18 protein-coding genes are annotated in these 23,806 nt (G+C 67.7%); all 18 read right to left on the bottom strand.

Annotated elements, in window-relative coordinates:
* Positions 1–7 precede the first annotated feature (7 nt).
* The 18 genes from M7H19_RS07105 to M7H19_RS07020 all read right to left on the bottom strand — a co-directional run bounded on the left by M7H19_RS07105 (position 8) and on the right by M7H19_RS07020 (position 23,724).
* Positions 8–865, bottom strand: coding sequence for a sugar phosphate isomerase/epimerase (locus M7H19_RS07105; protein WP_298178518.1), 858 nt, complete (start codon positions 863–865; stop codon positions 8–10).
* An 8-nt stretch (positions 866–873) separates the two neighbouring features.
* Positions 874–1,881, bottom strand: a complete 1,008-nt coding sequence (locus M7H19_RS07100) for a sugar phosphate isomerase/epimerase family protein (RefSeq protein ID WP_298178513.1) — start codon at positions 1,879–1,881, stop codon at positions 874–876.
* Positions 1,878–3,278, bottom strand: a complete 1,401-nt coding sequence (locus M7H19_RS07095) for a nucleotide pyrophosphatase/phosphodiesterase family protein (protein WP_298178511.1) — start codon at positions 3,276–3,278, stop codon at positions 1,878–1,880. Before M7H19_RS07095 ends, M7H19_RS07100 begins: the two co-directional genes overlap by 4 nt.
* The gene (gene eboE, locus M7H19_RS07090; RefSeq protein WP_298178508.1) at positions 3,275–4,375 is read right to left on the bottom strand and encodes a metabolite traffic protein EboE; all 1,101 of its coding nucleotides are present in this window, start codon (positions 4,373–4,375) and stop codon (positions 3,275–3,277) included. The genes M7H19_RS07095 and eboE overlap by 4 nt, the downstream gene beginning before the upstream one ends.
* Before the next feature lie 3 nt (positions 4,376–4,378).
* A complete protein-coding gene (locus tag M7H19_RS07085; protein ID WP_298178506.1) occupies positions 4,379–5,242 on the bottom strand; it encodes a TatD family hydrolase in 864 nt (287 codons plus the stop codon).
* A complete protein-coding gene (locus M7H19_RS07080; RefSeq protein ID WP_298178504.1) occupies positions 5,239–6,681 on the bottom strand; it encodes an EboA domain-containing protein in 1,443 nt (480 codons plus the stop codon). Before M7H19_RS07080 ends, M7H19_RS07085 begins: the two co-directional genes overlap by 4 nt.
* Positions 6,678–7,544 (bottom strand): SCO3242 family prenyltransferase, encoded by an 867-nt coding sequence (locus M7H19_RS07075; RefSeq protein ID WP_298178632.1) that lies wholly within the window; start codon positions 7,542–7,544, stop codon positions 6,678–6,680. Before M7H19_RS07075 ends, M7H19_RS07080 begins: the two co-directional genes overlap by 4 nt.
* Complete coding sequence (locus M7H19_RS07070) at positions 7,541–8,689, bottom strand: inositol-3-phosphate synthase (protein ID WP_298178501.1); 1,149 nt, start codon at positions 8,687–8,689, stop codon at positions 7,541–7,543. Before M7H19_RS07070 ends, M7H19_RS07075 begins: the two co-directional genes overlap by 4 nt.
* A gap of 178 nt (positions 8,690–8,867) precedes the next feature.
* Positions 8,868–13,463: a ThuA domain-containing protein gene (locus M7H19_RS07065; protein WP_298178498.1), complete on the bottom strand. Its 4,596-nt coding sequence runs from the start codon at positions 13,461–13,463 to the stop codon at positions 8,868–8,870.
* A gap of 49 nt (positions 13,464–13,512) precedes the next feature.
* Positions 13,513–14,619, bottom strand: coding sequence for a Gfo/Idh/MocA family oxidoreductase (locus tag M7H19_RS07060; protein WP_298178630.1), 1,107 nt, complete (start codon positions 14,617–14,619; stop codon positions 13,513–13,515).
* Between the two features lie 50 nt (positions 14,620–14,669).
* On the bottom strand, positions 14,670–15,725 hold the full coding sequence (locus tag M7H19_RS07055) for a substrate-binding domain-containing protein (protein ID WP_298178496.1): 1,056 nt from the start codon (positions 15,723–15,725) through the stop codon (positions 14,670–14,672).
* Positions 15,722–16,798 (bottom strand): ABC transporter permease, encoded by a 1,077-nt coding sequence (locus tag M7H19_RS07050; protein WP_298178494.1) that lies wholly within the window; start codon positions 16,796–16,798, stop codon positions 15,722–15,724. Before M7H19_RS07050 ends, M7H19_RS07055 begins: the two co-directional genes overlap by 4 nt.
* On the bottom strand, positions 16,795–18,297 hold the full coding sequence (locus tag M7H19_RS07045) for a sugar ABC transporter ATP-binding protein (RefSeq protein WP_298178491.1): 1,503 nt from the start codon (positions 18,295–18,297) through the stop codon (positions 16,795–16,797). Before M7H19_RS07045 ends, M7H19_RS07050 begins: the two co-directional genes overlap by 4 nt.
* 157 nt (positions 18,298–18,454) lie before the next feature.
* Entirely contained in the window at positions 18,455–19,930 is a 1,476-nt protein-coding gene (locus M7H19_RS07040; RefSeq protein ID WP_298178488.1) for a glycosyltransferase family 39 protein, read from the bottom strand.
* 174 nt (positions 19,931–20,104) lie between these two features.
* On the bottom strand, positions 20,105–21,502 hold the full coding sequence (gene lpdA / locus M7H19_RS07035; RefSeq protein ID WP_298178485.1) for a dihydrolipoyl dehydrogenase: 1,398 nt from the start codon (positions 21,500–21,502) through the stop codon (positions 20,105–20,107).
* Positions 21,503–21,510: 8 nt separating this feature from the next.
* A complete protein-coding gene (locus M7H19_RS07030) occupies positions 21,511–22,218 on the bottom strand; it encodes a lysophospholipid acyltransferase family protein (RefSeq protein ID WP_298178481.1) in 708 nt (235 codons plus the stop codon).
* Between the two features lie 65 nt (positions 22,219–22,283).
* A complete protein-coding gene (locus tag M7H19_RS07025; RefSeq protein WP_298178627.1) occupies positions 22,284–22,715 on the bottom strand; it encodes a nitroreductase family deazaflavin-dependent oxidoreductase in 432 nt (143 codons plus the stop codon).
* Between the two features lie 10 nt (positions 22,716–22,725).
* Entirely contained in the window at positions 22,726–23,724 is a 999-nt protein-coding gene (locus M7H19_RS07020; RefSeq protein ID WP_298178478.1) for a threonine/serine dehydratase, read from the bottom strand.
* Between the last annotated feature and the right edge of the window lie 82 nt (positions 23,725–23,806).

Genomic DNA, 23,806 nt, shown 5'->3' with positions numbered 1-23,806 from the left:
GCAGGAACTAGAAACGCAGGTTCGCCAGGTAGTCGTACCCGACCTTCGCGGTGTTCAGCGGATCGGCCGGGTCGTCGTGCTCGACGATGTACTGCTTCATCGGCCCGATCCAGGTGCGGCGGAACAGCGTGGGCCAGTCGATGGTGCCCGTGCCGACATCGGCCCAACCGCCGTCCTCGCCGCGGTCCTTGACGTGGAACTGTTGCACCCGCCCGAACCGGCGGTAGTACTCCACCACCGGGTCGGCACCGGCCACCACGAGCCAGTACAGGTCGTACTCCAGGTGCACGTTGCGAGGGCTGGTGCGCTCGGCGATCACATCGATCGGCCGGACACCGTCGATGGCCTGGTACTCGTGGTCGTGGTTGTGGTAGCCGTAGGAGATCCCCGCCTTGCGGAACGCCGCCGCGGCCGCATCGAGCCTGCCCGCGAACGCCCGCCATTCCTCCAGCGTCGAGAAGTCGGCGTAGGCGCAGGCCGCCTTGCGGTAGCCAATCGTCCTCGCGTCTTCGATGAGCTCGTCAACGTCGGCGCCGTCGAAGTCGACGTGTGCCGAGGTCGCCTTGAGGTGATAGCGGTCGAGCAGTCGCCGGAACTCGGCGGCCGACCGGCCGTAGGTGCCCGCGAGTTCCACGGTGCGGTAACCGATGTCGGCCAACGCCTCCAGCGTGCCCTCCAGATCGGCCTCGAACAGGTTGCGAAGGGTGTAGAGCTGGATGCTGATCATCTGCTTGGGGATACGCCTGCCGTACCACCCCCAGTCGGCGTGTGCCGTGCCGCTCATGGCTCCGGCGAGCCCCACGGCCGCCGCGGCTCCCGCCGCGGTGCGGAACATCGCTCTGCGGGACAGCCTGGTGTCTCTCATCGCGTCTTTCAGTTCCTCTCCGTGCTGAACGCGGCATCGAACGCCGCCTCGGGCTTGTCGAACAGCTGTCCGCGGATATAGGTGACGGCCTCGGCAGCCCCTCGCAGCCGGTCCATGCCCGCGTCCTCCCACTCCACCGAGATCGGCCCGGTGTAGCCGATGGCGTTCAGGGCTCGAAACGCGCTCTCCCAGTCCACGTCGCCGTGTCCGGTGGACACGAAGTCCCAGCCCCGGCGTGGGTCGGCCCACGGCAGGTGCGAACCGAGCCTGCCGTTGCGACCGTCGAACCGCTTCTTCGTGTCCTTGCAGTCCACGTGGTAGATGCGGTCGGCGAAGTCGAGGATGAAACCGACCGGGTCGAGGTCCTGCCACACGAAGTGCGACGGATCCCAGTTGAGACCGAACGCGGGGCGATGGTCCACGGCCTCCAGTGCCCGTTTGGTGGTCCAGTAGTCGTAGGCGATCTCGCTCGGATGCACCTCGTGCGCGAACCGCACCCCCACCTCGTCGAAGACGTCGAGGATCGGATTCCAACGACGTGCGAAGTCGGCGTACCCGTCCTCGATCATCTCGGCGGACACGGGTGGGAACATCGCCACGTACTTCCAGATCTTGGAGCCGGTGAAGCCGACGACGGTGTCGACCCCAAGCTTCGCGGCGGCCCTGGCGGTGTCGGCCATCTCGGCCGCGGCCCGCTGCCGCACGCCCTCGGGATCACCGTCACCCCAGATACGGGCGGGAAGGATGTTGCGATGCCGCTCGTCGATCGGGTCGTCGCACACCGCTTGGCCCACGAGATGGTTGGAGATGGTCCACACTTTGAGACCGTAGGAATCGAGCAGCTTCAGCCGGTTCGCTACGTAGTCCTCTTCGGACAAAGCTCGGTCGACCTCGAAGTGGTCGCCCGAGCAGGCGATCTCCAGCCCGTCGTACCCCCATTCCGACGCGAGGCGGCACACTTCCTCGAACGGCAGGTCGGCCCACTGGCCCGTGAACAGCGTTACCGGTCGGCTCATCGTCGAGCTCCTTCGTCGATCCCTTGCAGTTTCAAAAGAAGGTCACGTACATCGGTGGCCGCGATACGGCCCTTGGATTCCACTAAGGACGGTACGGCCGGGTCGGAGCAGAGCAGCACGGGTCCGTGCTCTGGGGAATCGGGCAGCCGACCGTGGGAACCGCGAACCCACCTCGGGTCAGTGGGGACCACGTTCATGGCGTAACGCAGCCCGACCTTCTTGCGCACCAGGTTCAGCCCCGCCTTCGCCTTGGCCAGCGAGTCGGTGGGGTCGAAGAACAGCTCCGCGGGGTCGTAGCCGGGTTTGCGGTGGATCTCCACACCGCGCGCGTAATCCGGCGCACGGTCGTCGTCGAGCCAGTAGTAGTAGGTGAACCAGGCGCGTGGTTCGGCCACCGCCACGAACTCCCCCGCCCGCTCGTGGTCGATCCCGTAACGCGCCTGGGCCTCGCGGTCCAGGACCTCGTCCACCCCGGTCAGGTTCTCGACGATCTTGCGGACTCTTTCCAGGTCCTTCTCGTCGGCGACGTAGACGTGGGCGACCTGGTGGTCGGCCACGGCGAACGCCCGCGAGGTCCACGGGTCCAGGTACTCCATTCCGTCCTGGGTGTAGACCTCCAGCAACCCCTCCCTGCGCAACGCGCGGTTGATGTCCACCGGTGTGTCCACGGACGTGATGCCGTACTCCGACAACACCACCACCGTGGAACCCGAGTTCTCGGCGTCGCGCAGCAACGGCGCCAACGCGGCGTCGACCTCCCTGGCCGCCTTCGCCGCCTGCGGGGAGTCGGGCCCGTGACGTTGCAGGTCGTAGTCCAGATGCGGCACGTACGCCATCAGCAGATCCGGGTTGTCGGTGCGCAGGATCCGCCGCGTGGCTCCCACGATCCATTTCGACGACGCGATGGACGCCGTGGGACCCCAGTACTGGAACAGCGGGAACTCCCCGAACTCGGCGGTGAGCGCGTCGTGCAGATGCGGCGGACGTACGTAGCAGTCCGGTGACTTACGCCCGTCGGCGTGGTAGATGGGTCGGGGCGTGACCGTGATGTCGGTGGTCATGCCCATCGCGTACCACCAGCACACGTTCGCGGCGGTGTAGTCGGGATACGCGGCGCGCGCGGTCTCCCACACCTTCGGCCGCTGCACGAGCCTGTTGTGCTGACGCCACAGGTAGATCTCGCCGAGGTCGCGGAAGTACCAGCCGTTGCCGACGATGCCGTGTTCGGCAGGCAGCGTCCCGGTGAGGAAGGTCGACTGCGCACTACAGGTGACCGCGGGCAGCACCGTACCGAGTTCGGCCTCCCAACCGCGCTCGGCGATCTTCGACAGGTTCGGCATGTGCCGAAGCAGCGCGGGAGTCAGGCCCACGACGTCGAGCATCAGCAGTTTCCTCATACGGCTACCTCCGTGCGCGCCCAGCGCAGTTCTTCGGCGATTCCGGTGGCCAGGTCGGTTCGATGGGCTCGGGGCAGGACCGACCAGGTGTAGGTCTCGACCTCGATGTGCGGCAGCTCGCCCCGGTCCGCGGCCAGCGCCGCGACCGCACCCGTCAGCACGTCGGTGGTGGATCTCAACGGCGGCTCCGGCCGCGCATGCAGGGGCACGTGGAAGTGCACCCGCCACGGACCGTTTCTCGGCAGGTCCGTCAGCGCCCGGTCGAGGTCGTCCGCGGCGAGTACCTCACCGGATGCGGAGAGTTCCCGCACCTGGTGGAGGTATCGGGGTTCGACGAACTCGGCCAGCGCGGCCCGGGCCGCGGGGTCGGCGGGGTCGTCGACGTGGAGTGCTGCCGACGCCTGCACCTTCACCACGTCGAGCCCGGCCTCGCGGATGCGCCGGACCTCCTCGGCCGGGTCCGCGAACGACACGGCCAGATGGCAGGTGTCCAGGCACACGCCCACGTATTCGGGATCGACCCGGCCCGACAGCCACGACACGGCGTCGGCGACGGTGTCGAGCACACACCCCGGCTCGGGTTCCACCGCCAACCGCAGCGGTTTGCCCAGCCGCCGCGACACCGTACGGGCGTGGTCGGTCACCTCGGCGAACATCGCCGCCGCGCGGTCGTCCTCGGCCGTGTCCCACGGTTCTCGCCACGCCAACGGCAAGGTCGAGATGCTGCCGTAGTCGGCGTCCTCGTGCAGCAGGTCGGCCAGTACCGTCAGGCAATCACGGGTGTAGTGCGCCCGGCGCGGGTCGGTCCACGTCGGCACGTACACCGAGTGCTTGACCACGGCGTCGTGGAAACCGCCGTACGGGAAAGCGTTCAGCGTCTGCACACCCAGGCCCCTGGCCTTCAGTTCACCGGCCAGCCGAGCCCGGGCCGCGGCGTCGGAGGCGAGCGCGGAAGCCACCTCGGCGGCCAGCCACAGCCCCACACCCAGCACATCGACACCGAGTTCCTCCCGCACTGGGGTGGCGTAGGTGTCGAGCTGCGCGACGATGCCGTCGAGGTCCTCGGCGGGATGGACGTTCGTACAGTACGAGAGCACGGTTCACTTCCTCGCGCCGCGCAACACCGAGTTGCCCTCGAACGTCTCCGCGTTCGGTGCGGCCTCCGGCAACGGGTCGAGCATCAGTTTTCCGCTCTGCCCGTAGAACTCCACGGGGTTTCCCCACAAGACTTTGTCCACATCGGATTCGGAGAAACCCGCCTCCAACATCGCCTTGCCCGTGCGGTAGGTCTTGAGCGGGTCCGAACGCCCCCAGTCGGCGGCGGAGTTCACCAGCATCCGCTCGGTGCCGTACTCTTGGAGGATCGACACCATGCGGTGCTCGTCCATCTTCGTGTCGGGGTAGATGGAAAAACCCATCCAACAACCGGACTCGGCCACAAGGCCGACAGTGACCTCGTTGAGGTGGTCCACCACCACCAGGGACGGGTCGATACCGGACTCGCGCACCACGTCGAGGGTGCGCTTGGTCCCCGACAGCTTGTCGCGGTGCGGCGTGTGCACCAGCACGGGAAGCTCGTGTTCGATCGCGAGGCCCAGCTGGTGGGTGAACACCTTCTCCTCCGCCTCGGTCATCGAGTCGTAGCCCACCTCGCCGACGGCCACGACGCCGTCCTTGGCGAGGTAGCGCGGCAGGACGTCGAGCACCTCGACACAGCGGGGATCGTTGGCCTCCTTCGGGTTCAACGCGATCGTGCAGTGGTGGCGGATGCCGAACTGTGACGCGCGGAACCGTTCCCAGCCGATGAGCCCGTCGAAGTAGTCGGTGAACGATCCGACGTTCGTGCGCGGCTGCCCGAGCCAGAACGCCGGTTCCACGAGAGCACGGACGCCCGCGGCGTACATGTCCTCGTAGTCGATGGTGGTGCGCGACGTCATGTGGATGTGCGGATCGAAAATCCTCATCGGACGGGCCCCTCCTCGCGGGTGACGGAGCCGAGCGCGAGAATCGCCTCGGCGTCGGCGGGCACGGCACGACCCGCGGCCTTCCTCTCGGCCGCGTAGTCACTGACCATGCGTTGCAACTCGGCATCACAGCGACGGGCCAACCCGGACACCGCCGCCGTCGGAACTCCGGTGAACAGGCACTTGAGCACACCGTGTCGCCAGTTGTGGTCGTCGAGCCGGTCGGCGGCGAACGGCCCGAGCGCCGCCGCCACGAGGCCGGTGTCGTTGGCCCGCAGCGCATCGGTCACCAGCCGCACCCCGGCCTCGACGACCTGCGCGTCCTCGGTCGGCAACAGGTGCAGGTTGCGGAGGACACCGCGCCGCTCGGCACCGTCGCCGTAGCGGTACAGCTGCTCGACCTCCTCGACCAGCACATCGGCGTCCAGCACCGACGCCAGTGCCGCCAACAGCCTGCCCCGGGCACGGTCGTCCACGGTGCCGTACACGAATCCGTTGGCGTCGACTTCCGGACGCACGGGCCCACGACCGACCTTGCGGCCCACGGCCGGGAACAACGTCCGAATACGGGTGGGTTCCGCGCGGACGGCCGCCTCCGCGTCGACCACCCAGTCGGCCGCGTCCAGCGCTGTCTTCGCACGCCGGGCGACATCGGGCGCGGCGTGGCTGTGCCGGGGCAGCTCTACCGAGGCCAGACCGGCGTAGCCGACCTCGGCCAACGCTCCCAGCGTCTCGGCGAGGTCCAGTTGCCCCTGCCCGAACTCCAGGTGTTCGTGCACACCGGGCAACATGTCGTCCAGTTGCACGTTGAACAGCAGGTCCCCGGCCTTACGCACGCATTCGGCCGCGCTGACCGGTTCCACGGCGACGCAGTGTCCGACGTCGATCGTGATGCCCAGCCGTTCCGGGTCGCCCAACTCCTCCCGCAGCCGCAGGACCTGGTCGAGGTGCTGCACGTAGTGGCCGGGTTCGGGCTCCAGCGCGAACCGGGCCCGCGTACCGTCCGTACCGTCCAACACGGCCGCCACGCCGTCGAGCAGTCGCCGCCACGCGGTGTCGTCGTCGAGACCCGGCGGGGCCACTCCCGACCAGAACGACACGCAGTCCGCGCCCAGGTCCTCGGCGATCTCGGCGGCCCGGCGCAGGAAGTCCACCCGCGAACCGGGTTCGTCGGACAACAGGGTCGGTTGATGTTTGCGCCACGGGTCGAGCAGGAACCGCGCCCCGGTCTCCACCACCACGCCGAGCTCGAGCTCGGCCAGCCGCGCCGCGACCCGCCGGGTCTGTGTCGCCACGTCGTCGGCGAACGGGTCCAGGTGCGCGTGGTCCAACGTCAACGCCACCCCCGAATAACCGAGGTCGGCGATGACGGCCAGGGCGTCGTCGAGCCGGTGATTGGCGAAACCGTTGGTGCCGTAACCGAATCGCAGTGTGCTCACGTCGGGCTCACCTTCCTCGCGAGTCGTCGGGCCAGTGGTAGAGCCGTCGCCAGAAAGGCCGCGGAACGCACGGCACCGTGCCGTGCCGCGACGGTGGCTTGCAGCGGGACCATGCCGTGGATGCCGGCCTTCGTGGCCTGGCGCGCGTGCCGGGCCGACGGTTCCCGCAACGCCGCGTACTGGGCCCTGCCCACGGAGGTCGCGTAGGTTCCGGCCAACACCGCCGTGAACGCACGACGCAACCGACCACCGGATCGCCGGGCCCCACCGGTCCCCCGGGTCGCCAACGTGGTCGCGGCCGCTGTCGTCGTGAGAGCACCGCCCGCCGTCCCCGGCGAGGTGCCGTGGACCTCCCCGGCCGACAGCGCGGTGACACCCAGGGTGTGCACGCCGAGCGCCGCCGCCGCGGGCAGGGCCGTGCGTTCCCCGCCGCCCGCGCCGAGCAACACGTCCAGTGCCCGACACGCGGCCATGCCGACCGGGCCGAACGCGGTGCCCTTCAACACTGTGTCGTAGGCCCAGACACAGGCGGCCAGAGGCACCGCGGTGCGCCATGCCCGGGCACCGCCGCCGAGCCGGGCGAGCACGAGCCCCGCTGCGGTGAGCGCGCTGCCGGTGGCCAGGGCCGCGCCCGCGCTCACCCGTCCGGACGGGATGGGCCGTTCCGGACGCTCCACGGCGTCCAGGTCTCGGTCGGCCCAGTCGTTGAGCGCCATACCCGCCCAGTAGAACGCCGCCGACGCCGTGGGCAGCAACAGGCGTCTGCCCCGCAGTGGTGTCCCGGCCGCCGCACCACCGGCCACGGTGTCACCCACGACCGTCAGGGCGGCCGGTGCCCGGACGAGTTCGACGTAGGCGCTCACAGCGTGCCCGCCCACGACACGAGCTCGGCGAACTGTTCGCCGAGCCGATGCTCCTCGGTACCCATCGGGTCCTTGAAGAAGAACGCCAGCGCTCCCAGCGGTCCAGTGTGCCGCGCGGCGTGCGCGGCCGCCGTGAACCGTGCCAGGTCGAGCACCAATGGAGCGGCGAGGGAGGAGTCGTAGCCGGTCCACGTGAACTGCAGGCTCATCCGCACCCCGAGGAAACCCTCGAACGACACGTGATCCCAGGCGATCTTCTGCTCCCCCAGGTCGGGAACGTTGTCGATGTGCAGGGGCGCGGTGACCTCCCTGCCCAGCAGCGTGGAGAGTCCTCGGCCCTTGGACTCGAGTTTGCTGCTGGCGTGCTCGGCGTCGGCCAGTGTCCTGCCGTCACCGCCACCGAGCAGGTTCGTGCCCGTCCACGACCGCACCGCGAGCGCCCTGGTGGTGAACATCGGCGCGAGCGCGCTGCGCATGAGCGTCTCGCCGGTCTTGCCGTCCGATCCCGCGTAAGGCAACTCCTGTCTCTCCGCCAGTTCCCGCAGCGCGGCGAGGCGGATTCCCGTGGACGGAGTGAAGTCGACGAACGAGCATCCCGCCCGCAACGCCGCATAGACCGAGACGGAACTCGGTGGCAACACCGTCCGCCCCGGCACCGCCATGGCCGCCTCCAGCGCGTCGAGGCTGCCGTGTTCGGGCAGGGTGGGGAACACGGGTTCGGTGGACGACACGTTGACCACCACGACCCTGGTGAGGTTGTTGCGCCGGGCGAAAGCGGTGATGTCGTCGGCGAGAGCTCGGGCCGCGTCGGACTGGGTGCCCACGTGAGTGGCCGGGTGGTAACCCGGGCGTATTTCCTCATCCACTTCGGACAGAGAAGGCCGTACCGCCTCGAAGACCCGATACGGGATCACACCGGACTCGGTGAGCAGTTCGGCCCTTTTCTCCAACGAGGTGTCGACGATGTCGTGACCGCCGACGTGGATCTCGTCCCACCCGGGCAGTGGAACGTTCCGGAACTGTTGTTGCGCGCTGACACAACCGACGTCGGGAACTATTCCGGACCGTAACGCGAGCAATCCCGTGATCGCCGTAGTGGCGACCGACCCCCGCGCACCGATCAACCACACCCCTGTGGGTGCCATGCTCCACCAATCCTTCGGCTCACTTGTCTTTCTTCTCGGCGGACCTCGTTCCACCGCACCCTGCGAGGACTTCTCCCGTTCTCGATGACGTCTTCACCGGCCCGCACCGGTTCCGTGGCCGGTGTGGGAACTCCCGGGCGGGCGCCTGCCGCGCCGCGGACGCCCGCCCGGGAGGGGATCACGAGACGACGGGTATCGGTGTGTCTCCGTTGACGTGGCCGAGCAGCGCTCGCCCGTCACGCACGAACGTGTCCCTCACCTCGTCGTCGGACACGTGCTCGGCCGTGGCGACGAACAACCGCATCGCCACCGCGGCCTGCACCGATCGATCCCGGTTGCTCGCACGCTCGGCCCAGGCCAGCTGCACCGACAGGATCACCCTGTCCACCGTGTCGAGCCTGTCCTCCGCCGCGAACCGTGCGATCAGCGACGACACGTCGTCAAACGACGTCGTCGAGGTGAACGCCAATGTGTGCTCGGCGGTGTTGCCCGCCGTGTCGGTGGCGCTCACGGCGAGCGAGTGTTCGCCGAGGTCGAGCCGATGCAACGGCACAGTGGTACCCGATTCGAGTTCCTCCCCGTCGAGCACCGCCGACGAGGACTCCACCCCGGAGGTCTCGTCCCGGGCTTCCCAGGTGATGGTGAGTTCCTCGGCGTCGCCGTAGACGAAACCGTCGGCGACACCGGCGACCATCACCGTCGGAGCGGTCCCGTCAATCTTGACCGTGACGGCCTTGTCGTTCTCGACGTTGCCCGCCTTGTCCACGGCGCGGTACAGCATCGTGTGCTCACCGTCGCCACCGATCACCACCGTCTCGGTGTAAGTGGTCCAGTCCCCACCGTCGAGGCTGTACTCGATGCGTTCGACTCCGGAACCCTCGTCCGCAGCTGACAGGGTGACCCCGACCTCGCCGTCGTGCCAGCCACTGTCGCCGGGCTCGGCGAACGACGCCTCGGTGACCGGGGCCGTGGTGTCGAGGTCGCGGATCTGGACGTTGCGGAACCAGACCTCGTCCTCGTCACCGTGGTTCTGCAGCCCCACGAAACCCTGTGTCAGGTCCCGGTTCGTGTCGGTGCTGACGAAATCGTTGATCAAGGTGTCGTTGAGGTACACCTGGATCGTCTGGTCTCGGACCACGATCTCGTAGGAGTTCCACTCCCCCGGCGGGTTGAGTGCCGCGTCCCGCGCCTCCAGGTCCGCCGACTGGAATTCGTAGATGGCACCCGTGGTCTTCTCAGGGTCGTCGGTGGGGTCGATCTGGATCTCGTATCCCTCGTTCACCGCCACCCACGGATCGTCGCCGGGGTCCGGGAAGCCGACGAACACGCCGGAGTTGTCGTCACCGGCCATCTTCCAGTCGAGCTTGAGGCTGTAGGCGCCGAACTGCTCGCCGTACCACAGCAACCCCATGCCACCGACGGACTTGATGGTGCAGTCCTCACCCAGTTCGAACGAACCGGGGCCGGCCTGATTCCAGTTCTCCAGGCTCGCCGAGGTGCCGTCGAACAGCATCCGGTAGCCCTCCTCGGGCTGCGCGGGCTCGCACTCGGCCGGTGGCTGATCGGGTCGGGCCACACCGGCGCCGTTGATGTGGAGGACGTCCACGTCGAACAATCCTCCATCACCCTCACCGCGGAACACCAGGTACAACGGCTGGGTACCACCCGGATCGGTGACCTCCACGGGCCCGATGTCGGTGTAGGAGTCCCAACCACCCGTGTTCGGCACGTCGACCGTGTGCACCACGGGACCGTCCAGCGCGCCCGCGCGGGCCTCGATCGTGCCGCCCGCACCGCCCGAGGACACGCCGTAGGTGATGCTGTCGACGCCCGTCAGGTTGACCGGGTCGAGCTTGATCCAGTCACCGTCCTCGATGTGACCGACTCGTTTGCCACCGCTGGCACCAGCGTCCTCGACGACCTCGACGCCCTCCAGCTCGGTGAAGAACTCGGCCTGCTTGATCTTCGGCTGCAGGATGTTCTGTCCCGAACCGGTCAACGGGGGCGCGTTGTCGGGGCCGCCGTTGTCGGTGTAACTCGCGTCGATGACACCGAAGATGTCGGCGTCGAGCCCGTGGCCCTCGTCGGCGGGAGTCTCGATGAACCCTTCACAACCGGACGCCCTCGACAGCGGGTGACCGTGGTTGTCGTGGCCGAGGATGTACTCCACCGTGACCTTCGAGCAGTCGATCTCCCCGTCCTCCGGGTCGGTCACCGTGACCTTGAACGGCACGGAGTCACCGAATCCGAAGAACCCGCCGTTGACAGGTGTCTCCAACATCACCGTCGGCTCGGTGTTGCCCACGGTGATCACCACGCTCGCGCTGCCGGTCAGTCCGGTGGAGTCGGTCACCGACAGCTTCGCGTGGTACTGCCCGTTCTCGGTGTAGGTGTGGCTCACCGGTCCGGCCTCGGTGGAGTCGACTTCGCCGTCACCGTCGAAGTCCCACTCGTAAGTCAGCTCGTCTCCGTCGGCGTCCTCGGCCGACGGGTCGAACGTGACCTCCAGCGGCGCCTGGCCCGAGGTCACATCAGCCGACAGCGACACACGCGGCGTGCGATTGCCCTGCGTGTAGTCGATGCGGTACAACGCCGAGTCGTCCGCCCCACCGAAGTAGCTGCTGCCGTAGTCCAACACGTACAGCGACCCCTCGGGGCCGAACTCGATGTTCATCGGCCGGACCAGTTCCATCGAGTCGAAGAACGGCTCGATCGCGCCGCGCTCACCGTTCTCGCCGACCTCGATCGTCTTGATCCAGCCGCGGTCCCATTCGTAGGCGAAGTTCTTGCCGTCGTAGTACTCGGGGAACTTCGTGTTCGACTCCAGTTCCGGGTCGAAGCGGTAGACGGGGCCGCCCATCGGCGACTCGCCGCCGGTACCGAATTCGGGCACCGACCCGCCGTCGTACGGGATCCACGCCGGCTGCATGGGGGGCAGTTCGGTCAGGCCCGTGTTGTTCGGGCTCTGATTGACCGGTGCCGAGCAGTCGAACGCCTCGCCGGAGGTGCCGCTTTCGAAGTCGTAGTCGATGAACGGCTCGTTGTCACCGACACAGTACGGCCAACCGTAGTTGCCCGGTTCGGTCACGAGGTTGAACTCCACGGTGCCCGCCGGACCACGGTCGGGATTGGCCGAACCGGCGTCGGGGCCGTAGTCACCGACGTAGATCCAGCCCGTCTCCTGGTCCACCGCGAACCGGAACGGGTTGCGAAAGCCCATCGCGTAGATCTCGGGCCGGGTCTTCTCGGTCCCCGGTTCGAACAGGTTGCCCTCGGGGATGGTGTAGCTGCCGTCCTCCTGCACCGTGATGCGCAGGATCTTGCCGCGCAGGTCGTTGGTGTTGCCCGAGCTGCGCTGCGCGTCGAATGCCGGGTTGCGGTCCGAGCGTTCGTCGATCGGCGTGTACCCGTCCGAGGCGAACGGGTTCGTGTCGTCGCCCGTGGACAGCAGCAGGTTGCCGTCGGCGTCGAAGTCGATCTCACCACCGGCGTGGCAGCACGTGCCCCGGTCGGCGGGCACCTGGAGGATCTGCTGCTCGCTGGACAGATCCAGCGTTCCCTCGTCGGTGAGTTTGAACCGCGACAGCTGGTTGTGGCCCTTGAACGGTTCGAAGTCCTCCGGGCTGCCGTTCTCCGGCGCATCACCGGGCGGGGTGTCCAGCGGCGGCGCATAGTAGAGGTAGACCCAGTGGTTTTCGTCGAAGTTCGGGTCGACCGCGATGCCCTGCAGTCCGTCCTCGTCGTGGTTGTACACGTCGAGGTCGGCAGCCACCGAGGTGGTGCCTTCCGGCGTGGTCAAAAAGACCTGACCGTCGCGGGAGGTGTGCAGTACCCGCCCGTCCGGCAACACCGACAACGCAATCGGCTCACCGGTGACCTCCGACCCTCTGGCCAGGGTGATCTGGTCGAAGTCGGAGTCGGTGGGCACCTCCGTGCCCGGGCCGTCGGTGGTCGAGCACTCGGCGTCGGTCAGTCCCGCCGCATAGCGGATGCCGCCGGCGAGATGCGCGAGGAACTCCGGTTCGGCGAAGGACTCGACGGTGTGTCCGCCGCCGGTGTACCAGGCGCGGCCGCCGCTGTTCTCGTGGCACCAGGCGATCGGGTGGTCGTCCCCCATCGCCCCGGATCCGGGGTCGTAGCTGCCCTCGTCGAGCGAGGCCAGCACACGCACGTCCTGCCTCGGGTTCTCCCGGAAGTTGTACCACTCGTCGGCGCGAACCCACTGTTCCGGAAGGTCTGCTGTAGACGGATGCTCTCCATCTTCGACGGTGACGGTCGCTTCCTGGATGTGCGGGTGGGAGTCGAAGTAGGCGCCTACGAGGTCGCCGTACCACGGCCAGTCGTACTCGGTGTCGGACGCGGCGTGCACGCCCGCGTAGCCACCGCCCTCGGAGATGTAGCGTTCGAAGGCGGCCTGTTGGTCGTCGTTCAGCACGTCGCCGGTGGTGGACAACCACACGACGGCGTCGTAACCGGCGAGATTGTCGTCGGTGAATGCCTCGGCGTCCTCCGTGGCGTCCACGGCGAAACCGTGCTCGGCGCCCAGCCGCTCGATGGCCTCGATCCCCGCGGGAATCGAGTCGTGCCGGAAGCCCTCGGTCTTCGAGAAGACCAGCACGCTGGCATCGGGTTGAGCCTGTGGCTCCGCGGCGGCGGTGAACGTGAGTCCACCGCCGCCCAATCCCGTACACAATGCCAACGCCGCCACGGCCGCGGACTTCCAACCGCGTCGGGACGCTCGGTTCGTCTTTCCGGTACTACTGCTTCGTTGCATTGGTACCTACTCCTGTCCCCCACCCTCGTGGGATACAGTCGCTTTCGGACTAAACCTGTCTGTACATCGATCCGTTCTTCGCGCTCTGCTCAACCGCCTCCAGCACGTGCTGCACGCGCAGGCCGTCGGCGAAACTCGGTTCCACTCTCTTCCCCGTCCCGATCGCGGTGAGCAGGTCCGCGATCTCGTGGGTGAATGTGTGCTCGTAGCCCAGGACGTGCCCCGGCGGCCACCAGGCTTCGAGGTAGGGGTGGTCGGGTTCGGTGACGACGATGCGTCGGAAACCGCCGGTCTCGGCGGGTTCCTCACCGTCGTGGAACCACAGCTCGTTCATCGACTCGAAATCGAACGCCAGGCTGCCCTTCGACCCGTTGAGCTCCAGCCGCATGGCGTTCTTGCGTCCCAGCGCGTAGCGCGTGGCCTCGAAACTGCCCACCGCGCCAGCGGAGAACCGGGCCATGAACACCGCGCAGTCGTCCACCGTCACGGCCTCCGGACCATCGTCCGAGGGCCGCTGCCGCACGAACGTCTCGGTCAACCCGGACACACCCGTGATCGTCTGTCCGGTGACGAACTGGGCGGCGTCGATGATGTGCGCACCGATGTCGCCGAGCGCTCCCGAACCCGCCTGCTCCTTGCGGAGCCGCCAGGTCATCGGCGCCTCCGCGTCGGCCAGCCAGTCCTGGAGATACGTGGCGCGCACGTGCCGTAGCTCGCCGAGTCTTCCCTCGTCCACCAGTCGCTTCGCCAGCACCAGCGCGGGCACTCTGCGGTAGTTGAACGCCACCATCGAGTACACGCCGCGTTCGCGGGCCCGTTCGGCCGCGGCCACCATGCGCTCGGCCTCCTCGACCGTGTTGGCCAGCGGCTTCTCACACAGCACGTGCTTGCCCGCCTCCAACGCCGCGATGGCGATCTCGGCGTGGCTGTCACCCGGGGTGCAGATGTCGATCAGGTCGACGTCCTTGCGTTCCACGAGCTCGCGCCAGTCGGTGGAGGAGGCCTCCCAGCCCATGCGTTCGGCCGCTCGTGCGGCACGTTCCGCGTCCCGTCCGCCGAGCACCACCATTCTCGGGGTGTACGGCACGTCGAAGAAGCGGGCGACGCTGCGCCACGCCTGCGAGTGCACGGCCCCCATGAAGGCGTGCCCCACCATGGCGACCCCGAGTTCGGGCCGCCTGCCGTCGTTACTGGATTTCTGTTCTGTCACGAATCGAACCCAACGTCGAGATAAGAGTCCACATTGTCCTTGGTGACCACCGCCGAGTACGTCGTGATCTCGGCGGGGATCTCGTGCTCGGTGAGGTCGGACATGCCCTTGCTCTGCCCGAGCAACCTCGCCAGCGAAATCGCCGACGACGCCATGGAGGGGCTGTACAGCACGGTGGCCTTCACCGGCCCGGAATCGGCCTTGATGAGGTCCATCATGTTGCGAGACCCCGCCCCGCCCACCATGAAGAAGTCGTCACGACCCGAGGAGTCGATGGCGGCCACCACGCCGATTCCCTGGTCGTCGTCGTGGTTCCACAGCGCGTCCAGGTTCTGCGCGGACTGCAGCAGGTTGGCCGTCTGCCGCTCACCGGACTCGGGCGTGAACTCCGCCGCCACCCGATGTCCAACTTCGAGTCCGTGCGCGGCGAGCGCGTCGGCGAAGCCCTGACTCCGCTCCTGTGTGAGTGGGAGGTTGTCCATTCCCGCGACCTCACCGATCACCGGATCGCTGATGTCGCGCCGTTTGAGTTCCTCGGCGATGTAGTTCGCCGCGTTGACGCCCATGCGATAGTTGTCACCGCCGATCCAGGTCCGGTAGGCCAGCGGTGTGTCGAACATCCGGTCCACGTTGACGACCGGGATTCCCGCGTCCATGGCCTGTCTTCCGACCTGGGTGAGCGACTTGCCGTCGAACGGCAGGATCACCAACGCGTCCACACCGTTGCTGATGAGTGTTTCGACCTGCGCGATCTGCTGGTTGACGTCGTTGGTGCCCTCGGTGGCCTCCAAGGTGACGTCCGAGTACTGCTCGGCTGTCTCCCGCGCGTTGATGGTCATGGCGGCCATCCAGCCGTGGTCGGCCGCGGGCGCGGAGAAACCGATGGTGACGGGTTTACCCGGCTCGGTGTCGGCTTGCTGTCCACCGCCCTGGGCTTGTTGCCCGGCGTCGGCGGGTTTCTCGTTGGAGGTGCACCCCGCGAGCACCACCCCCGCACCCACTCCCGCGGTGGATAACAGGAAACCACGGCGTGCTAGGCCCATTCTGGTCATGGCTTACTCCCACTGGTTCCGGTTGCCGGGTCCAAAGGAGGCTCCTGCCCGACCGCCGGCGGCGGGGAGGCGCCCTTGTCCTTGTTCTTTCGCTGTCGGGCGGTGTTCTGCAGCAACACGGCGACCACGATGATCGCGCCCTTGGCGATGTTCTGGATGTCGGTGTCGAGGTTGTTCTGCGTGAAGATGCTGTTGAGCACCGTGAAGATCAGGACACCGATGAGTGTCCCGAAGAGACTGCCGCGTCCACCCGAGAGCAGGGTGCCGCCGATGACGACGGCCGCGATGGCGTCGAGCTCGTAGAACAGGCCGTTGGTCGAGGCACCGGACGTCGTCCGGGACACCACCATGATCGCCGCGATACCGCAGCACAGTCCGCTGATGCCGTACACCAGGGCGGTGTGCCGTTTGACGTCGATGCCCGATAGTCGCGCGGCCTCCGCGTTACCACCGATGGCGAACGTCCTCCGGCCGAACGTGGTGCGGTTGAGCACGATCCAGCCGACGGCGAACACCAGGGCCAGCAACCACACCAACACCGGGATGCCGAGGAAGCTGCCGCGGAAGAGGTCGGTGAACCCCGTCTCGGTCACCACCTGGGTGCGCCGGTCGCTGATACGTTCGGCCAGCCCCTTCGCCGAGGCCATCATCGCGAGCGTCATGATGAACGGCACGACCTTGCCGTAGGAGATCAGCAACCCGTTCACCAGGCCGCAGCCCACTCCCACAGCGAGCGCGCACAACACCATCACGACCGGCCCGTACGACTGTGTAGCCACCGTGGTCATCCAGACGCTCGCCAGCGCCACGATCGACCCGACGGACAGGTCGATGCCACCGGCGATGATGACGAAGGTCATGCCGACGCTCACCACGCCGATCGCCGCGGCGAGCCGCAGCATGATGGAGAGGTTGTCCTGGGTGAGGAACGTGTCGGGGTTCGTGATGAAACCGATGAGGCACAGCAACACCAGCACACCCGTCAACCCGAGGAGCCGAATGTCGACGGAGGGCCTGCGCCGTGTGCCCGTGCTCCGGGGTCTCACCGGCGGTCGGTCGAGCGTCTCGGTCACGCCGCACTTCCTTCCATGACCATGTCGAGGATGTCCGCTTCCGTGAGCTCGCCCGAGGGGCGCTCGGCGAGCACCCGTCCTTCCCGCAGCACGAGCACCCGATCGGCCAGACCGAGCACCTCGGGGATTTCGCTGGACACCAGCACCACCGCCACACCGGACGCGGTGAGCTCGTGCATCAGGCGATACAGTTCGGCGCGCGCGCCGACGTCCACACCCCGGGTCGGTTCGTCGAGTAGCAGCACCCGGCAACCGTGTACCAGCCAGCGCGCCACGACGGCTTTCTGCTGGTTGCCGCCGGAGAGGGTGCCCACCGGCCGACTCGGCTCGGCCGGTCGCAGATCGAGTCGCTCCAGTGTGGACAAAGAATCGCGGAACTCCTTGTCCCGAAGCGAAAAACCGAACTTGCTGTAGCGGGCGAGGCTGGCGAGCGTGACGTTGTGGGTCACCGACATGTCCAGCAACAGCGCCTGGCTCTTGCGTTCCTCCGGCGCGAGTCCGATCCCGGCGTTCACCGCGGAGGCCACGCTGCCCGGGCGTAACGGTTCCCCGGCGACCGAGACGGTGCCGCTGTCCGGCCTGCGCGCACCGAAGACCGTCTCCAGGATCTCGCTGCGGCCCGACCCCACGAGCCCGGCCAGCCCGACGATCTCGCCGGCTCGAACGGTGAACGACACGTCGGCGAACTTGCCCGTCCTGCTCAGATCACGCACGTCGAGCAGCACGTCACCGAATTCGACGGGCGCCTGTCCCGCTTCCCGGAACGCGGTCTGCACCTTGCGCCCCGCCATGAGGTCCACCAGTTCGGACGACGAGTGCCCACGGGCATCAAAGCCGGTGGCGACCGTGCGGCCGTCCTTGATGACGGTGACCCGGTCACCGATGCGGCGGATCTCCTCCAACCGGTGGGAGATGTAGATCACGGCGACACCTTGGTCGGTGAGGTCGCCGATGACGCGGAAGAGGTTGTCCACCTCGTCCGCGGCCAGGGCGGCGGTGGGCTCGTCGGCGATGATGAGCTTCGCGTCGTGCGCGAGCGCCCGGGCCATCGACACCAGTTGCTGGCCCGCGGCGGACAGATCACCGACCTCGTCGTCGGGCGAGATCTCCGGATGCCCGAGGCGCTCGAGCAGCGCGGCGGCCTCTGCCCTGGCCACGGCGGGGCGGATGAAGCCGTACCGCGCACGTTCGTGCCCGAGGAAGACGTTCTCCGCCACCGACAGGCCGGGGATGAGGTCCAGCTCCTGGTACATCGTCGCGATGCCCCGGCGCAGGGCCGCGACCGGTGACGGCAGCTCGATCGTCTCCCCCTGCCAGACGATCTCGCCCCTGTCGGGCCGGTGGGCACCCGCGAGGGTCTTGATCAACGTGGATTTGCCCGCCCCGTTCTGACCGAGCAGGCAGTGCACCTCGCCCGCACGCACCTCCAGGTCGACGCCGTCGAGCGCGCGAACACCGGGGAACGACTTCACGATGCCACGCACCGCAAGCAGGGGCACCGCGCTCACATCATCGCTTGCCGCGTGCAGACTTAAATCCACGTCAGCCCCACTTTCTTCTCTGGCATGCAAAAGTAGGGCTGTGACCGTCAGTCGTCAAGAAGGAACTTGTGGCAACATCAACCTCTACGCCACGAAACCCGTCGAGACCAGACGGTTACCAGGTGAAAGTCATGTGACGGAACGTGGGCCAAAGCTCGCCCCAGGGCGCGATCCGCCCCTCGCATAGCCAGATCGGGGCACCCTGATTGCCGTTGTTGACCTCGTGGCCGTTATCCACGGTGCCGACACGTTTCACCCGATCGAAGTAAGGCTTGAGTTGGTCGCGGGAGCCGCCCACGAACAACGTCAGCGACGCGTCCTCGGGTGGAACGCCGAAATACCAGTAACCCCGACTCCCACTGTGCGCCTCGGGAAGGTCGGGTTCGAACTTCTCGATGGCCGCGGCCTGCCAGTAGGTCTCCGTGACGATCGTGGTGTCGGCCCGGCGTTCCTCCGGCAGCTCACGATAGACCGCCGCGACACTGGCGGCGACCTGCGGCCAGCCGAACTCCTCCAGCTCCATGTTCATCGGGTCGTACGGCTGACCCGCGTAGGCCGATATCGGTTTGACCGGCAACCAGCTGATCGCCACCACCGCCGACACCGCGTACGCCAACGCGACCGCGGGCCGCCACCGCGCCGTCAGCAGGCGGTCGAGCTCCACGGCCGAGACCGCGAAACACAACGCGAACAGCCCACCGACGTAGTACGGCCGCCCGGAACTCAACCAGAACAGCAGCGTCACGCCGAGCACCGTGACACCCAGGAACCGGTACGCGCGCATCCTCGGCGACCGCAACAGCCACCACACACCGAGCACGAACAACACCGCGCCCACGCCGTACCCGGCCTGCTCCAACGCCATCGGCAGGAACGTCAACCGCCCACCCGCGTACGACACCTCGTCGGCCACGATGCGGTTCATCTCCAGCTGCGGCCACCCGTTGCTCGCCTGCCAGATCAGGGTGGGGACACACGCCGCCACGGCAATCGCGCCCCCGATCCACAACAACGGCCTACGCACGAGATCCCTCGGCCCGAGCAGTGACGCCGAGACCACGACCATGAACCAGAAGGCCGGGATGAGGAATTTGACCTGCAGATCCACGGCCGTCACGAGTGCGGCCGCCAGCAACACGCGGTCGTCGCGCACCCGGACCCAGCGCACCACCAGCCACACGATGACCGTCCACAGGAACGCGTCCACCATGTGAGTGGCGAGGATGTGTCCCGCACCCGCCAACAGGAACGGCGAGCACGCGTACGCCCCCGCCGCCATGGCCTGCGCCCGCGTGCCGCCGCCGAGTTCGCGGGCCGTCAAACCCGCGACGACGATGCCCAGCCCGGTGAACAACACCGCGGGCAGCCGGAATCCCATGACGGAGTCGGGGAACAGGCCGTCCATGAGCAGCGCCAACAACGGCAGCAGCGGAGGCTGATCCGCATAGCCCCAGTCGAGGTGACGTCCCGCGGCGATGAAGTACAACTCGTCGCCGTGGTAGCCGTACCGGTTGCCGAAAGCCAGCAGTACCACCATCGCGGCGCCGGCGATGAGACACACGGGAAGCCGGGCGAACTGCGGGACGGCCATAAACGCAAACCTTAGGGGACGAAGACCACGAGGATCAGTAGTGATCTTTACCCACCCGCATGCGACGACGACTACCCCGTTCGGACGGTCCTGATGCTCCGTCCGGTCAGGACCGGCGCTCGAACACGGCCGGTCCCGCACCGCAGCACGGACAGGCTGGAAACGACCTACCGCTCACATGTTGATCATGTGGCCGGCGAGGCCGTGGATGGCTTCCTTCACTGCCTCGCCGAGGGTGGGATGGGCGTGCACGTTGCGAGCCACCTCGTGCACGGTGAGGTCCCACTGCTGCGCCAACGTGAGCTCCGGCAGCAACTCGGTGACATCGGGGCCGATGAGGTGTCCACCCAACAGCTCGCCGTACTTCGCATCGCTGATGATCTTGACGAAGCCCACCGGGTCGGCGAGACCGTGAGCCTTGCCGTTGGCCGTGAACGGGAACTTCGACACCTGCACGTCGTAGCCCTCGGTTCTGGCCTGCTCCTCGGTGAGCCCGAAGCTGGCGACCTGCGGCTGGCAGTACGTCGCCCGCGGGATCATGCGGTAGTCCAGCTCCATGGTCTCCGCGCCCGCGATGGTCTCGGCGGCCACCATGCCCATCGACTCGGCGGCGTGGGCGAGCATGAGCTTGGCCGTCACGTCACCGATGGCGAAGATGTGCGGCACGCTCGTGCGGCAGCGGCCGTCCACGTCGATGGCGCCCCGCTCGGTGAGCGCGACACCGGTGTTCTCCAGGCCGTAGCCCTGCACGTTGGGGGCGAAGCCCATGGCCTGCAGCACCTTGTCGGCCTCCAGGACCTGCTGCTGGCCGTCCTTGGACACGGTGACACGGACCTGCTCGCCCGACTCGTCGATGGATTCGACCTTCGTGGACGTGAGCACGTCGATACCGAGCCGGCGGTAACGCCGGGCCAGTTCGGCCGACACCTCCTCGTCCTCGGCGGGCACCATGCGGTCCATGAACTCGACGACGGTGACCTTGACACCGTAGTTGTGGAGCACGTAAGCGAACTCGACGCCGATGGCACCCGCGCCGCAGATGACGATGCTCTCCGGCAACTCGGAAGCCAGGATCTGCTCCTCGTAGGTGACCACCCGGTCGCTGACGGACGTGCCCGGCAACAGCTTCGGCGACGCGCCCGTGGCGATGATGCAGTGGTCGAACGTCACCGTCTCCACTCCGTCGGCCGTGGCGACGTCGATCGAGGAGTCGCTGGTGAAGGTGCCGCGACCGTGGAGCTCGGTGATCGCGTTCTTCTTCATCAGGTAGTGGATGCCCTTGACCCGGCCGTCGGCGACCTTGCGGCTACGCTGATAGGCGGCGCCGTAGTCGAACGTCACTTCGCCGTCGACCTGGATGCCGAACGTGCGCGCCTCGTGGGTGAACAGGTGGGCGAGCTCGGCGTTACGCAGCAACGCCTTCGACGGAATACACCCGACGTTGAGGCACACCCCGCCCCAGTAACGTTCCTCGATGACGGCGGTGTCGTACCCGAGCTGAGCCGCACGGACCGCGGCGGTGTATCCACCGGGGCCTGCGCCCAGCACCACAACGTCGAAGTGTTCGCTCATGGCCGCGATTATGCCTTCTCGGTCTCGGCCGGTGGGTCCTGGCCACGGATGTGCGACAGCAGTTCCGTGACGGCGGCCATGATCCGTTCCGTGGCCTCCCGGAGCTGACTCGCGGTCGGTCGCTCGCACACCAGGTCCGACAGATCGACGGGCGGACCCGCCACCAGATGCAACACCGGACGGCGGCGCACCCTGGGTAATCGACTCCCCACGGGCAACAGCTCCTGAGTCCCCCAGCACGCCAGCGGCACGACGGGGGTTCCCGTGGTCAGGGCCATCCGGGCCAGCCCCGTCTTACCCCTGCTCGGCCAGCCGTCGGGCCGCTCGGTGAACCCGCCCTCGGGGAACACCACCACACACTCACCCGCGCGCACCGAGGCCACGCCGTCGCGGTAGGCGTCCAAGGCGCTCGCCCGGCCCCTGTGCACGGGAATGTGCCCGCCGGACGTCATCACCCTCTTCACGACGGGGGTGTCCCACAGCTCCGCCTTGGCGAAGAAACGGGGCACCCTGCCCGCCGCGAGGGTGAACAATGTCACGGCGATGGGATCGGCGAACGACAGGTGGTTGCTCGCCACGAGCACGCCACCTCGTCGGGGAAGGTGTTGGCCACCCTCGATCCGCCACCGTGTCGCCGCCGCCAACAGTGGCGCGAGGACCTCGATGGCGAGCCCGAACCAGAACCCTCGGTCACGCCGAGGGAAGCGCCGGATCACCGCCAACGGGTGCTCTCGGCGTCCCCGCCCGGCTCCTCCCCGCCCTGCTCCGTTCCGTCGAGCGCTCAGGGCTGTGGCTCCACTGGCTCCACTGGCTCCACTGGCTCCAGGACCACGACCGGAATCTCCCGCTCGGTCGTACGCCGATACTCGTCGTAGATGGCAAACACGGCCGCCATGGTCCGCCACAGCTTCTCCCTCTCCTCACCCGTGGCCGTTCGAGCACGCGCGGCGAATCGATCCGCCTTCACCTGCACACGGACCTCCGGGTCGGCCTGGAGGTCCGTGTACCAGTCAGGGTGGTCGGCGGCACCACCGTTGGACGCGACCACGACGTAGCGGCCTTCGTGCTCCTGGAAGATCAGAGGAACCTTACGAGGTCGACCCGTCTTCCGACCGGTGATGGTCAGGATGAGGATTGGCGCACCGTGCCTGAGGAATCCGACCTCGCCATCGCTCTCCTCGTACTGACGTACGTGTTCGGCACCGAACAACATCGGCTCCGGCTCAGTCATCGGCTCGGTCCTCCTCGTCGGTTCGGGCGGTCAGAACGTCGGCGAGCAACGCGGGATCGACGTTACCGCCGGAGACAACCGCCACCGTGCGTCCGGCGGGGAGTTCGTCCCCTCGGAAGAGGTACGCCGCCGTCGACACCGCGCCGCTGGGTTCGGCGACGAGCCTGCCCTTCTGGGCCAGCGCCGCCATCGCCGAGCGGATCTCGTCCTCGGTGACCGTGACGATGTCGTGCAACCGATTCCGCAGATGGGCGAACGTGAGTTCGGACGGCTGGGAACGCAGTCCGTCGGCGATGGTGCGGAAGCGGTCCGCGACCGGCCAGTCCACGAGTTCCCCCGCGCGGAAGCTCTCCCTCGCGTCGGAGGCGAGCTCGGGTTCGACACCGATCACCTTGGCGTCCGGACGACGCGCCGTGACCGCCGTGGCGATCCCCGAGGCGAGCCCACCACCGCTGACGGGCACCAGAACCACGTCGACGTCGGGAAGGTCCTCGACGATCTCCAGCCCTGCCGTGCCCTGCCCGGCGATGACATCCGGGTGGTCGAACGGCGGCACCAACACTGCGCCGCGCTCGGCGACGATCTCGTACGCCACCGCCTCACGCTCGTCGTCACCGACGAGAACGACCTCGGCACCGTGGGACCGCGTGTTGTCGATCTTGACCTGGGGTGTGGAAGCCGGCATCACGATGTGCGCAGTGATACCGGCCGCGGCGGCCGCGTGGGCGACGGCCTGGGCGTGGTTCCCGCTGGAGTAGGCCACGACCCCCCGCGCGCGAGCGTCCTCGTCGAGTCGCGCGACCGCGTTGTGCGCCCCTCGCATTTTGAAGGCGCCGATGGGTTGGAGGTTCTCGGGCTTGAGCCACAACCCCCGGTCGGCGGCCGAGCGCTCGTTGCCCACCCACGGGCACGGCAGTAATGGGGTACGCACCACGGCCGAGGCGATACGCGCGGCTGCGGCACGAACGTCGTCGAGAGTAACCAACTGCACCTCGCCGAGTATGCCCCACTCGGCTCGACGAGTGAGGCAACCGCCCGCACCGGTACAGCCACCACCCGAGGCGATACGCGCG

Origin of the sequence: Saccharomonospora sp. (assembly GCF_027317685.1) — a bacterium.
Lineage (GTDB): Bacteria > Actinomycetota > Actinomycetes > Mycobacteriales > Pseudonocardiaceae > Saccharomonospora.
This window is presented reverse-complemented; position numbering and strand designations above follow the sequence as displayed.